Genomic DNA, 14,233 nt, shown 5'->3' on the forward strand with positions numbered 1-14,233 from the left:
AAACCCGAGTTTTATTTTTTGCTTAACAAAACTACAGCGTAAGCCGCGATTCCTTCTTCTCTCCCCACGGGCCCTAACTTTTCGTTTGTAGTAGCTTTGATGCCGATTTGGTCGGGTTTTAATTGTAGGACAGTAGAAAGCCGATCGCGCATTTGCTCAATATGCGGTTTCAGCTTTGGACGTTCGGCCACCACCACCGAATCAATATTGCCGATTTCCCAGCCTTTATCTAATATTAACTGATTGACTTGTGCCAGCAATACGAGACTATCAGCACCTTTCCATTTCGGGTCAGTTGGAGGGAAATACAGCCCGATATCTCCTAAGCTGAGAGCTCCGAGCATGGCATCCATGATAGCGTGGGTAAGTACGTCTGCGTCGCTGTGTCCTAATAAGCCTAATTCGTGGGGAATGCGGACGCCGCCGAGGATGAGGGGGCGTTCTGGAACTAAGCAGTGAATGTCGTAGCCGTTGCCGATGCGGATGTTCATGTAAAATTTAGGTTGTGGAAGTATATCGAAAGACAATTATTTCATATTTGTGCGGATATAAGTGAAAAAGTATGGTTTTAATTGACGGACTGTGTAGGAATTGTGACAAAGACGTACAGATGTTGGTTGGTCAATCAGTCTTTGAGAAAAAAGTTGTCTGGCATCTATGTTATGACTGCCATCATTGCGGGGAGGCAATCGAATTAGATGATAATGATGCTATGCCTAACAAAATGAGAGAAGAGATTTTAGTAAAAGAAGGGACTTGGAACTTGATTGTATTGGAAAAAGAACAACGTGCAACAGTTGTAACAAAAATTCTGCGTGAGGCTATGTCGTTGTCCTTAGCTGAAGCTATGAAGCTAAAAAAGAAGATGCCTGGTTCTGTTTTTATCGGAACTAAATCTGAGACAAATCGACTAAAACAGCTTTTAGCTGCTGAAGGTTTGAAAGCTGAGATCGGCAGAAGTGTTACAACAATCGGCGTTGTCGATCGAATTGGGTGATGAGTTTGCCCGATCGATCGTATCGGATAACTTCTTCTTTCTACCTTCTCCTATTCTCCCCTTTCTTCCAACCACCGATCGTACAAATCCGATCGGCGTGATCGAGTTCTTTCAATTTGCTGTTCCCTGCGCCAGCGAGCAATTTCTGCGTGATTACCAGACAGCAACACGTCAGGAACCTTCAATCCCCGAAAATCCGCCGGTCGAGTGTACTGCGGATAATCCAAAAGTCCGTCCTCAAAACTCTCAAACTTCAGCGAATCTTCCTTCGCCACAGTTCCCCGCAGCAATCGCAAAACCCCATTAATCAAAGCTAAAGCCGGAATTTCGCCCCCCGTGAGCACAAAATCCCCCAAAGACACCTCGCGAGTTACCAAGTGCAGCACTCGATCGTCCACGCCCTCATAATGACCGCAAATCAACACCAACTGATCGCGCGCGGCCGCCAACTCCCGAAACATCCCCTGCTGCATCGGTTCCCCCTGGGGAGTGAGCAAAATCACCTCCCGCCTCGGCAAAATCGGCAGCGACTCCACCGCAGCAAAAATCGGTTCCGGCTTCATCAACATCCCCACTCCGCCCCCGTAAGGCTCATCATCGACTCGCTGGTGCTTGTCTGTGGTAAAATTGCGGGGATTGACAAAATTCACCTCGGCAATATTTTTAGCTAAGGCTTTGCCCATCAGTCCCGACTCCAGGGGAGCCCGGAAAAATTCTGGAAATAGGGTAACTACGTCAAATCGCACAATTATTGGAATTTCATTGATACATCACCTCTAGTTTGACCCTTAGGGGGAGTTCAGTTTTCAGTAATTGCTTTATTCTTTATAATTTCTTATAATTTCTGAGAATTTTTGCAAGTTAAATTCTCTTCCTTTGTCGGCGGGCCAGTTTTGTACAACAATCATCAGTTTTTCATGACAGCGACTGCAAGCAAACTCGCCGCCAAACAACTGCGGGGTCGCGCGATCGGCGATCGCACCTCGCTCGCACCAACAAATATTGATTCTTAAAAAGCCCTATTCTACGCACAGCCACGGCAAAATTGAATTTCACATCCAACAGAGGAAGACACACCATGCAGCAGTTGACATCTCAAGCCCTTGAACACAACATTCCCCCGCGCACAAAAACCTCGATTATGGTCATCGGGGGAGCCGAAGACAAAGTTCACGGGCGAGAGATTTTGAACACCTTTTTTTGCCGTGCTGGGGGTGCAAACGCTCGGCTGGCGATCGTTCCCTGTGCTTCGCGAGATCCCGAAGGAATTAGCAACCGCTACCGCACCATATTTGAAGAAATGGGCGTTAGCGCCGTCAAAGTAGTGGACATCCGCGAACGCGAACAAGCCGAAAACCCTGTCTGGAAAGATTACTTAGAAGATTGTACGGGCGTATTCATCACAGGCGGCGACCAACTGAGGCTCTGCGGGCTGCTGGCGGACACCCCGCTGATGGAGAAAATTCGCAAAGAAGCTCTCGAAGGCAAGATTACCCTCGCCGGCACCAGCGCGGGTGCTGCGGTGATGGGATATCACATGATTGCAGGCGGCGGGAGCGGGGCCCCGCCGAACCGCTCTTTAGTAGACATGGCAAACGGACTTAACATTATTCCCGAGCTGATCGTAGACCAGCATTTTCACAATCGCAACCGCATGGCTCGCTTGCTGTCGGCTGTGGCTTGCCATCCCGATCGCATCGCTATTGGTATTGACGAAGACACCTGCGCCTTGTTTGAGGGAGACGATACTATGAAAATTCTCGGTAAAGGCACTGTGACTATTGTTGATTCTAGGGAAAATTTTTATACCAATGAGTCGATAGTAGGAGCGACAGAACCCTTAAGTCTGTTCAATATGCGCTTGCACGTTCTGTGTCACGGAGATTGTTACAATATGCCCCTGGGCAAACCAATGCCATCGGCAGCCTGTTCCGAGTCTGGCTGGCCCCCAGAATGCCGCACAGCCAACTAACGCAGAATTTCAGAGTTATTGATAAAGCAGAAATTATGCGACATAACCACCGAATAATGGATACAACAAAAAAATAGATTCCGAAGCAGCCAGGGGCTGACGCCAGAAGGCAGAATCACAGAAAATTCTACCTTCGGGCTTTGAGTTTTGTCCTGCCATTGACCTGTACTTGTTTTTCACCGAATCGCTGGGGCATGAATTTTCAATTGGGTAGCCCATAACTGGAAATTCACTCCCAAACTGTTCGCAGCGAACAGTCGATCGAGCAATCTAGATCGAAATTGAATAAATGCTCCAATTATCTATAAGATTTCGCGCCCCATACCCCTCTAACTACCATGAAAATACTTAAAATCCAGACCTTACGCGGCCCCAACTACTGGAGCATCCGACGCCACAAACTCGTCGTGATGCGTTTGGATTTAGAGGAGTGGGCGGATAAAACCACATCGGAAATTCCTGGCTTCTACGAAGGGTTGATCGCCACACTCCCGAGTTTGAACGAGCATCACTGTTCTCCAGGGCATCAGGGAGGCTTCCTGCAACGTGTCAGAGAAGGGACGATGATGGGACACGTAATCGAACACGTAGCCCTAGAACTTCAGCAAATGGCAGGAATGCCCGTCGGGTTCGGCCGCACCCGCGAGACTGCTACCCCAGGCATTTACCAAGTAGTAATTGAGTATCAAAACGAACAAGCAGGTCGCTATGCCGCCCGGGCGGGCGTGCGGATGTGCCAGAGCATTGCCGAGACAGGCACTTATCCAGCAGCAGAATTAGTCCAAGATTTGAGAGACCTGAGAGAGTTTGCGGCGTCGGCGGCCCTGGGGCCGAGCACGGAAACACTGATCAAGGAAGCAGAAGCTCGCGGGATTCCTTGGATACCGTTGAGCGCCAGGTTTATGATTCAACTCGGCTACGGGGTTCACCAAAAGCGGATTCAGGCAACTCTGAGCAACCGCACGGGAGTTTTGGGGGTAGAACTGGCCTGCGATAAGGAAGGTACCAAAAATATCCTCCGCAGCGCCGGCGTGCCGGTTCCCAGAGGAACCGTGATTCATTATTTGGACGAACTGCAAGGGGCGATCGAAGATGTCGGCGGTTATCCGATCGTCCTCAAACCCCTAGACGGCAACCACGGCCGCGGCATTACGATCGACATCAATTCCTGGGAAGCAGCAGAAGAAGCCTACGACTTAGCTAGCGCCGCATCAAAAACAAAAAGCGTGATCGTCGAGCGCTATTACGTCGGCCGCGATCACAGAGTATTGGTAGTCAACGGGCAAGTCATAGCAGTCGCAGAACGAGTCCCCGCTAACGTCGTGGGCAACGGCAGGTCTACAGTAGAACAGCTTATTGAAGAAGTAAACCGCGACCCGCAGCGAGGAGACGGACACGACAACGTGCTCACTCGGATCACGATCGACAAATTGTCCCTGGATTTGCTGCAAAAACAAGGATACGCGATGGATTCGGTAGTACCCGCCGGCGAAAGAGTATTTTTGCGCGCGACAGCAAACTTGAGTACCGGTGGAATTGCAGTCGATCGCACCGACGAAATCCACCCGGAAAACGTCTGGCTGTTTTCCAGAGTCGCCAAAATTATCGGTTTGGACATCGCCGGCATTGACGTAGTAACTCCCGACATCTCCCAACCCCTGCGCGATGTCAACGGCGTCATCGTCGAAGTCAACGCAGCACCGGGTTTCAGAATGCACGTCGCCCCGAGTCAGGGTTTACCCCGCAACGTCGCCGGTGCCGTCTTCGATATGCTTTTCCCCTCGCCTCAACCCAGCCGGGTGCCGATTTTAGCGGTAACGGGAACCAACGGCAAAACTACAACCACTCGCCTGCTTGCTCACATTGTCAAGCAGACCGGTCAGATTACCGGCTACACGACTACCGACGGCACTTACATCGGCGATTATTTGGTCGAAACCGGAGACAATACCGGGCCGCAGAGCGCTCAATTGATTTTGTCTGACCCCACGGTAGAAGTAGCGGTGCTGGAAACGGCTAGAGGCGGAATTTTGCGATCGGGCCTCGGCTTCGATCAGTGCGATGTCGGCGTCGTGTTGAACGTCGCGGCCGATCACTTGGGCATTGGCGACATCGACACCGTGGAACAGCTAGCCAAACTCAAGAGCGTCCTCGTCGAGGCGGTAATGCCCAAAGGCTATGCAGTTTTGAATGCAGACGACCCGCTGGTATCACAAATGGCGCAGCGTGTCAAGGCTCAAATTGCCTATTTTTCGATGAACCCGGACAACGAACTTGTGGCCAAACATACGGCTGCGGGCGGGCTGGCAGCGATTTACGAAAATGGGTATTTGTCCATCTTGAAAGGCGATTGGACGCTGAGAATTGAGCAGGCTGTGAACGTCCCCCTGACGATGGGCGGGCGGGCGCCGTTTATGATTGCCAATGCTTTAGCAGCTTGTTTGGCGGCTTTTGCCCAAGGAGTGAAAATAGAAGACATTCGATCGGCTTTGTCCAGCTTCCAAGCATCGGTCGGCCAAACTCCCGGAAGGATGAACTTGTTTAATTTGGGCAGCTATCACGCTTTGGTTGACTACGCCCACAACCCCCACAGCTACAAAGCTTTGGGCAGTTTCGTGCTGAATTGGCCCGGACTGCGGATCGGGGTAGTCGGGGCCCCCGGAGACCGGCGAGATGAAGATTTTGTCACGCTGGGCAAACTTTCGGCCGAGATATTCGATCGCATTATTGTAAAGGAAGATAGCGATCGGCGCGGGCGTGAACCCGGTGTTGTGGCACAGTTAATTTGCCAGGGAATTGCAGAGGCGATTGCTGCAGGAACCGCAGACAAATCTAAAGTTGAATACGAGTTGGTTCTCGACGAAACAACTGCCGTTAACAAAGCTTTAGACGAGGCGCCGGCCGGCAGTTTGGTAGTGATTTTACCTGAAAGTGTCAACAAAGCTTTGAGTTTAGTTGAAGCCCGGAAACCGATTAAGGAATCTGTGGAATTTCAAAATGGTTCAGATCCATCGAAGTCACAGGAAAGTTTAAAACCGACTGTGGTGAATCAAGGCTAAACTCTTAAGTCTCATTTAATTAATAGGTTGGGTTGAACTTTGAGGAAACCCAACCTATTTTTGTTTAAATTAATACTATTTTTTCGGATTTTTTTGGGCATTGAACAAACGATAGACAAATTTATCAGCTTACATCAACGTACTGACCAAGTTGCGGAAATACAATATTCATACAATGCTTTGTTAGAGTTCCGTTTCCTAATAATTTCAGAGTGAATATTTGAGTATCCAAGAAGGCGCATAGATTCAGAAAGTAACGCCTCTGTAGCAACCATATTGCCAAAAAAGGTTGAATTGCCAACAATGTAGTGTAGTTCCGCATCGTCTGCCAAAATAGATCTAAGAGAACTCAAATGTAAGTGCATATCATGAAAGTATTTTAGGACGTAAGTTGCCAAAAGAAGTGCATTTTTCCCACCAGACATTCTTATCTTTTCTACAGTTGAGAATATTTGCTTCGGTAGGCTTTTTTCCTGTATTTGCCAGGAGTTGAGACGGCTAGTTGCAATGCCCCATGTTCCACCAATGGCTAACCAATCCATCTCACCTGCTTCTTTTGCTTCGTTTAAAAACTTTGTCCAGTACATATATGGACGAAGTTCACGAATATAGCTGATCCGATTTGGGTAAGGTGGGGAAGTTATCACTTTATCGACTTTGATATTACCTAAACCAGCTATGTTACGAGCATCTACTTTCAACACCTTAGCAGTCCCAATAATAGTATTCTTAGCAGAGTTCGATATAAATTTTATAATCTCAAAAAAAAGCTCTTCTATGCCTTCAATTTTATGAGAAATGATTGTGTCATTAAATGACATGGAAATATGATTAAAAGCTGCTGATGAAGTTTCAATTATTAAACGACAGAACGCAATCCAAACGATATCATAACCCTCATTATCTTCAGGTTCTCCGAATTGGTTTACTAAAGCGATTCGCAATGAGGCAAGAAGTTTTAGCGTGTAACTAGACCACCAACGTTCAATGTTAAATATTTGTGGTGTCCAATTGTCTTGAGATATTAAACTTCTATATTCCTCTAAAGCTAGTTGTACCTTTTTAAAAACATCTATTAAGCAGTCTTCATCATAGTTTCTGTATTTAGCGTTCCCAAGCCAAATAAGAAACGGGTTGATATCAAACGCGAATGCTTGGTTTCCTTGTTGAGCAGCAACAAGTCCTGTTGTAGCTGTACCAGAGAAAGGGTCAAGAATAATTGACTCTTTCTCAACAAAAGCCAAAAGCTTTTCCACAAGTTTCACGCCATAAGCCGGAGTAAGTCGAAGCCACCCATGCCGCCCGAGATTGCGATTAGCTTTGAAAGTATAGTCAGATCTTTGGTGAATAGTAGATGACATCAGTCTGCACTTAGTAAAACTGCCAATGTGGTGTAAATTTCGCTTTTGATTGCCTCAGAGTTTCGGCGAAAAAAATCTGCCAAATCATAGCCTAAAATTTCCTGGGAAAAAACAAACAGCGAAATTTGATTGCTGCCCGATGTTGTGCCAATCAGGATTCCTCCACGGCTGTTTCGATAGCGTAGTACTAAATCGACATCAATCTGAGAAGAAAAAATTGCAAAGACTGGCAGATAGCCGTTTGCCCAAGCAACAGCAATATTATCTATGTCAGCATTTTGTCTCTTGCTGTCTTTACTTTTGTATCCCTGCCGAACTTCAAATACGGCTCCCTTTGCTGGGGCAGGAACATTAAGAGAACTGCTGTAGTCCGCTATCCACTGAATAACTCTTCCTCTAACCTCAAGATTTTGAATTTCGCTCAGTTCTAGCCGAGCATCCAAGGACAAAGTTTTGTCCTTGTCGTTTTTGGTCTTCGCAACGTAAGACCACATGGCATATTTGGGATCTTCGTATCCTGCTCGATCAATTATTATTTGTCTGAATAAATTTTCACAACCTTTCCCAATTTGTCGATAAACCGAGGTCATGCCACCAGCGGCTTTGTGAGCAGCGTACATCTAATCTGAATCAAGACCAATCCATGAGTAAAAAGGATCGGCTCCGTAGATTAATAAGAACCGTTCCAGATCCAATCCTTCCTCTCTATTGCCTAGCCCGAATTTGGGCTTGTACCGTCTGCAAAGTTTTACGGGGTCTAGGAATCTTTTGAGGTATAGGTTCTCTTCAGTCACGATTACTTTGCAATTACTGGATAATATCTTTATTTTTGATATTATACTACTTTTATCACCATTTTTACCTCTTAACTACCACCCACTGTATAATCGGTGCAAGCGGCTTCCAACCGAGAAAAGAACCGATCGCCCCTACTCGCTGAATCCCAATTCTAATTAGTTCCCCGCCATAACGATCGTGCCACTGCAACACTTTAAGTTCGCTCTCAATAGTCACTGCATTAACAACTAATCGACCGCCATCACCTAAAGCATTCCAGCAAGTTTCCAGCACAGATTCTCTGGTGACACCGCCGCCGATGAAAATAGCATTCGGTTGAGGCAAATTTGTCAGGGCTTCCGGCGCTTCTCCCGCAACGATTTCGAGTTCGGGAACGCCAAAAATAGACGCATTTTCGGCGATGTATTGCAGCCGAGTTGGGTGGCGTTCGATCGCGATCGCCCTGCACCGAGGATGACTCCGCATCCATTCGATCGCGATCGAGCCACAACCCGCGCCCACATCCCAAAGCAACTCTCCCGGAACCGGTGCTAACGCTGACAGAGTAACGGCTCTAACCTCCCGCTTGGTAAGTTGTCCGTCGTGGCGATAAGCCGCATCCGGCAAACCCGCAGTTCGGGGGAGGATAAGAGTTTGTCGATCGGCTGCAACTGCGATCGCGATCGTGTTCAAATCCGCCAAATCCGCTGCATTCCAGGCTGCTGCTACCCCCTCGATCCGGCGTTCCGAGTCGCCTCCCATCCGCTCGAACACGGTCATCAAACTGCTGCCAAACCCCCGCTGTGTCAACAATTGGGCAACTTTTGCTGGCGTATGTCTGTCAGCGCTCAACACCAGCAAGCGCGCGCCGGAGGACAAAGCAAGGGCGATCGACGCGATCGGGCGATTTGTCAAACTGAAAGTCTCAACTTGGGCCAGCGGCCAACCCAAACGGGCGCAAGCAAGACTAAAAGCCGATGCTGCGGGAATCACAGTCATTTCGGAAATAGGAATTTTGCGCGACAGCGTGACGCCGATGCCGTGACACATCGGATCGCCGCTGGCTAGGACGCACACAAATTGTCCCCGGCGGCGGATGATTTCATCGACTGTTGTCTGCAAAGGCGAAGCCCAAACCAATTGTTCGCGGGTGTCGTCGGTTGGTAGCATTGCTAGGTGACGGGCACCGCCGACAACGACTTGAGATCGAGAGAGTAGAGAACGGGCGATCGCACTTAATCCCGAAAGTCCGTCTTCGCCAATCCCCACCACCGAAAGCCATTTGTGCATTGAATCCTTACTGCTAATTACTACTTATCGATTCTCAAGAATAATATCGGATTTCCATTCATAATTCTTTCTTCTACTTGCCTCATTCCGAGTCTTTCTGCGACTTTAAGCGACTCAATGTTTGGGCGATCGCAGCTTGCGACAACATACTCAAAGCCAAGTTCATCAAAACAATACTCTATTATTTTGGTTGCAGCTTCAGTAGCGTAGCCTTTTTTAGTTGCTGTTGGCAGCAATGCGTAAAGTAACTGGGGCTGTTCTTCTTCAAAAAAATACCACAAACCCACAAATCCAATCACTTCTTGCTCGGTGTTGGTCTCGATAAACCACAAACCGAATTTATTTTCTTCAAACAGCTTTTTGTTTTCGGCAAGCATTTCTTCAACCTTTTGTAGCGACCAGATTTCGCCGTCGCACAGATATCTCCTCACATAGGCATCGATAAAAATTCTATGAAGCGTGTTGAGGTCGCTCTCCACAATCGGTTTCAAAACCAATCTCTGAGTTTCAAGTATCATGCGGATTATTTTTCTCAGGTTCAATAACGATCGCACCTATCAATATTAGTCCGGGACGCACGGCCGGTCATAAACCTGGTTTTTCGACAATACTTGGTTATCGCGCACAGATAAGGCAAAAAACCCGGTTTATGCAGGTTTTGCGTAAGTCTAATTAACAAACAGTGCTAAACCACCGTAATCACTGGATAGTTGTAACTTTCCTTGACTACCAAACCATCTTTCCAATAGCCGATCGAGATTTGGTTGCTTTTGGAATCAATGATTTGACCTTCAACTTTAACGGTGTAATCATTGTACCAATTGGAAATTACTACAAAATCATAATTTTTGTCGGCTGAAACAGCGATGTCTTGACTAATTAATTTTGATTCTCGAAACTCAACTAACATTTCTTGAAAAAAGATTTCTCTTCCTTGGCGGCAGTTTTCTTTGCCGCTAGTAATTGTACCATCTCCTTCAATCATCACAGTGTCATCCGAGTAGTATTTTTCCAAAGCTACTGATGTTTGGAATGTCTCAACAAGGTGATTGATCTCTGCGAGTTTGATTTGCAATTCTTCAATTGTCATAAATAAATAAATAACGCGATCGCAGGTTTTACAGCCGAAGTTAGAAGTCGCGCACTCTTAGAGTGATTTTGACTTAGATTATATATTATAAAAAATTATTCAGGAATCAGCAAGACAATCAAACGAATTTCCTCCCTAAAAGGCGAGCTCGCCCGGAGATTTGTTAAGAAACTCGATCGATCTGGCTGATGCCGATCGACTTGTGATAGATTTCTTAAACCTGAAAGCGGGAAAGTCCGGTGCAATTCCGGCGCTGTGCCGCAACTGTCAAAGTCAGAATGCCGATTTCAGGAGTTTACTTTAGATTCCCTGCGTCGCACGGGGAGGAGTTTCTTTGTTAGCTTTGAGTGAATTGCCGACTTGTCCGGGTTTATTTTACGGTTCCCGCGCCCGAGACGGAATATTATCGAGAATGCGGATTCCGGGGGGAATTTTAAACGCGCAGCAGTGTCGGACGATCGCCGATTTGGTCGATCGATACAGTACCGGTTGTTTGCAAGTAACGAATCGGGCGAATTTGCAAATCCGAGACTTGAATTCGCCAGTTTCTGATGAAGTTTGGCAAGATTTGCTGGAATTGGGATTGGCATCTCGCCGCGTTGAAGTTGACCCGATTCGCAATATTATGGCAAGTCCGACAGCAGGGATCGATCGCCAGCAGTTACTCGATACTCGCCCGCTAGTGAAAGCTTGGGATGATTACCTGCAAACGCATCCCGAATTGTCGGAACTTTCGCCTAAGTTCAGTATTGGCTTTGACGGCGGGGAAGCAGTTTCGATCCGCGATTTACGCAACGATATTGTATTAGCTGCTGAAGGGCGTTCAACCCAATCAGAAATCGTTTTTCGGCTGCATTTAAACAGCGACACACGAATTTTAATCCAAGAATCGCAATGTATTTCAGTATTAGCCGCCCTCGCTAGCGCCTATCTTGAATACACAAAAAATAAGCCTCGAATTGATGGTAAAAAACCGCGTTTGCGTCACCTGCTGGCAGATTGGGGCGCTGAAACTTATCTAGAAAAGGTACAGCATAATTTACCATTTTTATTGCAATTCACATCTTGCAAGTTTCCCAAAAACAGGCAAGATGCCTGTTCCACCAAGAGTGAATTTGCTTGTGGGGTGGGCATCTTGCCCGCCCGATCGATCGCCTCATCTGAAAAATCCCTCCCCCATCACCAACATCTCGGCATTTACCCTCAGCAACAGTCCGGTTTCTCCTACATGGGAATTGCACTGCCCCTAGGTAAGCTAGAATCAAAACAACTGCGGAATTTGGCAAATTTAGCCCAAAATCTAGCCAGCGGTACCCTGAGACTTACGCCGTGGCAAAATCTGTTGATTTCTGATATCCCCAACTCCCAGCTTTTTGAGGTAAAAGAGCAAGTTGCCGATTTGGGATTGCACTCATCCCCAACTCGCCTAGATTCGTGCTTGGTGGCTTGTGCCGGCAGCAGCGGCTGTGCGTCGGCGGCGACAGATACTCAAACTCACGCCTTAGCAATGGCGAGGGATTTAGCGCAAAAATTGACGATCGACCTGCCGATCAACATTCATTTCAGCGGTTGCCAAAAGTCTTGCGCCCAGCACCGGCCAATTGATATCACGCTGCTGGGAATTCAGATTGAGCGAGGAGACGAGATAATCGAAGGTTACAACATTTATGCGGGTAGAAAAGATTTACCCTTCGGGCGGCAAATTTTCCAGAGGGTGAGTGCGGTCGAGATGCCCGGTGCGATCGAGCTTTTGTTGAAGGTATATCAGCGGTTTCGAGAGCCTTTGGAGTCATTTGGTGAGTTTGTCGATCGGCTGGCGATCGACCAATTACAGGAGTTATTGAACACCGAAAATGGGAATTTAAACTGAAAAAAGATTCCATTGAAACTGACAAATTTTAATCATTTGTCTTTCTATATCTCTTGATAATTCTTCATTCGCGCCCTTTCCATCTTCGCGGTTTATTCAAAAAATCTATTTCACAAATCCAACAAAATTCCCATAACAGTTTTAAACAATGATTGACTACATTCGAGACGGAACAGAAATCTACATCAAATCCTTTGCCACAATTCGATCCGAAACAGATTTGTCAACCTTGCCGCCCGATTTAGAATCGGTAGCCGTGCGACTAATTCACAGTTGCGGCATGACCGATATAGTTACAGATTTAGCAGCTTCGCCCGGGGCCGCAACCTGCGGACGCCAAGCCCTCTCAGCAGGTGCGCCTATCCTGTGCGATGCCCGGATGGTGGCCGAAGGCATCACTCGCAAACGCCTTCCCGCTGACAATCAGGTGATTTGCACCCTCTGGCATTCCGAAATCCCGGAGTTGGCGCGGCAAATGGGAAATACTCGATCGGCTGCAGCTGTGGATTTGTGGCTGGACAACTTGCAGGGTGCAGTTGTGGCCATAGGCAATGCCCCGACAGCTTTGTTCCGACTGCTGGAAATGCTGGATGCCGGAGCACCCAAACCGGCTTTAATTCTGGGTTTCCCGGTAGGATTTGTCGGGGCTGCCGAATCCAAAGCCGAACTGGCAGCCAACAGTCGGGGAGTGCCATTTATTACGCTGCACGGGCGGCGCGGTGGCAGTGCAATGGCAACGGCTGCCGTGAATGCGTTAGCGAAAAAGGATGAATTATGACTGAGGCTACTGGTAAATTGTACGGTTTGGGTATTGGCCCTGGCGATCCAGAGTTGATTACTTTGAAAGCTTATCGGATTTTGCAATCGGTGCCGGTGATTGCCTATCCGGCGATGGAAAATGGTAAGGTGCTGGCGCGGGCGATCGTCGCAGATTATCTGCGCCCGGAGCAAATTGAGATTCCGATGCCGTTGCCTTTTAGTCCGACGCGATCGTCTCAACCTTATTACGATCTTGCTGCGGAGAAAATTGCCGCACATCTGAGGGAGGGACAGGATGTGGCGGTGCTGTGTGAGGGCGAACCTTTTCTCTACGGCTCGTTTATGTATCTATTCAACCGTTTGTCGGCGACATTTACCACTGAAGTTGTGCCGGGAATTTCTTCGACAATGGCGAGTGCGGCCGCGTTGGGAGTGCCGCTGACTTATCGTAACGATGTGTTAAGTATTATGCCTGCGACGCTGGATGCTGAGGTTTTGCGCGATCGGCTGGCGGTTGTTGATGCTGCTGTGATTATTAAGCTGGGCCGGCACTTTGCGAAAGTTCGGGACGTGCTAATTGAGTTGGGACAGTTCGATCGAGCACTGTATATAGAACGCGCAACTATGCCGAATCAGCGAATTCGGGCGATCGTAGATGTCGAACCCGCTGAAGTTCCCTATTGGGCCCTCATTATGATACCTAGCCAGCAAAAGTCTGTATCTTAATATTTCCATGCCTGAAGGCGACAAGCTTCCAGGCTTTCCCTACTTTTTTGTGCATTCTTACCTCTTTATCCAGTTTTCTTCATGTTGATAACTTAAGCTTATAAGTTATATCAGTAAATCAGTTGTTAAAATACTTTACAAACTTTAGAATATGCTTTACATTTATTTACATGGCGGAACACAAAGCCGTCGCGAACATTGAAAACCAAATAAAGCAATCATAAAATCATGACCACAACCTTACAGCAGCGCGAAAGCGCCAACGTCTGGGAACGCTTCTGCGAGTGGGTCACCAGCACCGACAACCGCATCTATGTAGGTTGGTTCGGAGT

14 protein-coding genes and 1 riboswitch are annotated in these 14,233 nt (G+C 47.6%); of the genes, 7 read left to right on the plus strand and 7 right to left on the minus strand.

The features are described 5' to 3' along the window. Positions 1-11 precede the first annotated feature (11 nt). Positions 12-491: a 2-C-methyl-D-erythritol 2,4-cyclodiphosphate synthase gene (gene ispF, locus QUA80_RS27035; RefSeq protein WP_333428072.1), complete on the minus strand. Its 480-nt coding sequence runs from the start codon at positions 489-491 to the stop codon at positions 12-14. A gap of 71 nt (positions 492-562) precedes the next feature. On the opposite strand from ispF, the gene QUA80_RS27040 reads away from it, so the two are divergent. Beyond that, positions 563-997: a hypothetical protein gene (locus tag QUA80_RS27040; protein WP_333428073.1), complete on the plus strand. Its 435-nt coding sequence runs from the start codon at positions 563-565 to the stop codon at positions 995-997. A 50-nt stretch (positions 998-1,047) separates the two neighbouring features. On the opposite strand, the gene trmD is transcribed toward QUA80_RS27040, so the two are convergent. Then, complete coding sequence (gene trmD / locus QUA80_RS27045) at positions 1,048-1,743, minus strand: tRNA (guanosine(37)-N1)-methyltransferase TrmD (protein ID WP_333428074.1); 696 nt, start codon at positions 1,741-1,743, stop codon at positions 1,048-1,050. A gap of 108 nt (positions 1,744-1,851) precedes the next feature. On the opposite strand from trmD, the gene QUA80_RS27050 reads away from it, so the two are divergent. The 3 genes from QUA80_RS27050 to cphA all read left to right on the plus strand — a co-directional run bounded on the left by QUA80_RS27050 (position 1,852) and on the right by cphA (position 6,028). Next, the gene (locus tag QUA80_RS27050) at positions 1,852-2,010 is read left to right on the plus strand and encodes a hypothetical protein (RefSeq protein ID WP_333428075.1); all 159 of its coding nucleotides are present in this window, start codon (positions 1,852-1,854) and stop codon (positions 2,008-2,010) included. Positions 2,011-2,075: 65 nt separating this feature from the next. After that, a complete protein-coding gene (locus QUA80_RS27055; RefSeq protein ID WP_333428076.1) occupies positions 2,076-2,969 on the plus strand; it encodes a cyanophycinase in 894 nt (297 codons plus the stop codon). A gap of 338 nt (positions 2,970-3,307) precedes the next feature. Further along, positions 3,308-6,028, plus strand: coding sequence for a cyanophycin synthetase (gene cphA, locus QUA80_RS27060; RefSeq protein WP_333428077.1), 2,721 nt, complete (start codon positions 3,308-3,310; stop codon positions 6,026-6,028). A gap of 134 nt (positions 6,029-6,162) precedes the next feature. Here the strand turns inward: cphA and QUA80_RS27065 are convergent, their stop codons facing one another. The 5 genes from QUA80_RS27065 to QUA80_RS27085 form a co-directional block, all read right to left on the minus strand. Then, a complete protein-coding gene (locus tag QUA80_RS27065) occupies positions 6,163-7,389 on the minus strand; it encodes a DNA methyltransferase (RefSeq protein ID WP_333428078.1) in 1,227 nt (408 codons plus the stop codon). Then, positions 7,389-7,979 (minus strand): hypothetical protein, encoded by a 591-nt coding sequence (locus QUA80_RS27070; protein ID WP_333428079.1) that lies wholly within the window; start codon positions 7,977-7,979, stop codon positions 7,389-7,391. Before QUA80_RS27070 ends, QUA80_RS27065 begins: the two co-directional genes overlap by 1 nt. A 268-nt stretch (positions 7,980-8,247) precedes the next feature. Continuing rightward, positions 8,248-9,456: a precorrin-6y C5,15-methyltransferase (decarboxylating) subunit CbiE gene (gene cbiE, locus QUA80_RS27075; RefSeq protein WP_333428080.1), complete on the minus strand. Its 1,209-nt coding sequence runs from the start codon at positions 9,454-9,456 to the stop codon at positions 8,248-8,250. A 20-nt stretch (positions 9,457-9,476) separates the two neighbouring features. Further along, the gene (locus tag QUA80_RS27080) at positions 9,477-9,974 is read right to left on the minus strand and encodes a GNAT family N-acetyltransferase (RefSeq protein ID WP_333428081.1); all 498 of its coding nucleotides are present in this window, start codon (positions 9,972-9,974) and stop codon (positions 9,477-9,479) included. A 167-nt stretch (positions 9,975-10,141) separates the two neighbouring features. Continuing rightward, on the minus strand, positions 10,142-10,546 hold the full coding sequence (locus QUA80_RS27085; protein WP_333428082.1) for a hypothetical protein: 405 nt from the start codon (positions 10,544-10,546) through the stop codon (positions 10,142-10,144). Between the two features lie 212 nt (positions 10,547-10,758). Continuing rightward, positions 10,759-10,838: riboswitch (adenosylcobalamin-variant (AdoCbl-variant) riboswitch) on the plus strand. Positions 10,839-10,880: 42 nt separating this feature from the next. Between QUA80_RS27085 and cobG the strand changes: the two genes are divergently transcribed. From cobG to QUA80_RS27100, 3 genes are all read left to right on the plus strand, one after another. Beyond that, on the plus strand, positions 10,881-12,416 hold the full coding sequence (gene cobG / locus QUA80_RS27090) for a precorrin-3B synthase (RefSeq protein WP_333428083.1): 1,536 nt from the start codon (positions 10,881-10,883) through the stop codon (positions 12,414-12,416). 148 nt (positions 12,417-12,564) lie between these two features. Beyond that, positions 12,565-13,194, plus strand: coding sequence for a precorrin-8X methylmutase (locus QUA80_RS27095; RefSeq protein WP_333428084.1), 630 nt, complete (start codon positions 12,565-12,567; stop codon positions 13,192-13,194). After that, the gene (locus tag QUA80_RS27100; protein WP_333428085.1) at positions 13,191-13,901 is read left to right on the plus strand and encodes a precorrin-2 C(20)-methyltransferase; all 711 of its coding nucleotides are present in this window, start codon (positions 13,191-13,193) and stop codon (positions 13,899-13,901) included. Before QUA80_RS27095 ends, QUA80_RS27100 begins: the two co-directional genes overlap by 4 nt. The last annotated feature ends 332 nt before the right edge of the window (positions 13,902-14,233 follow it).

It is taken from the genome of Microcoleus sp. F4-D5 (assembly GCF_036704885.1).
Lineage (GTDB): Bacteria > Cyanobacteriota > Cyanobacteriia > Cyanobacteriales > Microcoleaceae > Microcoleus.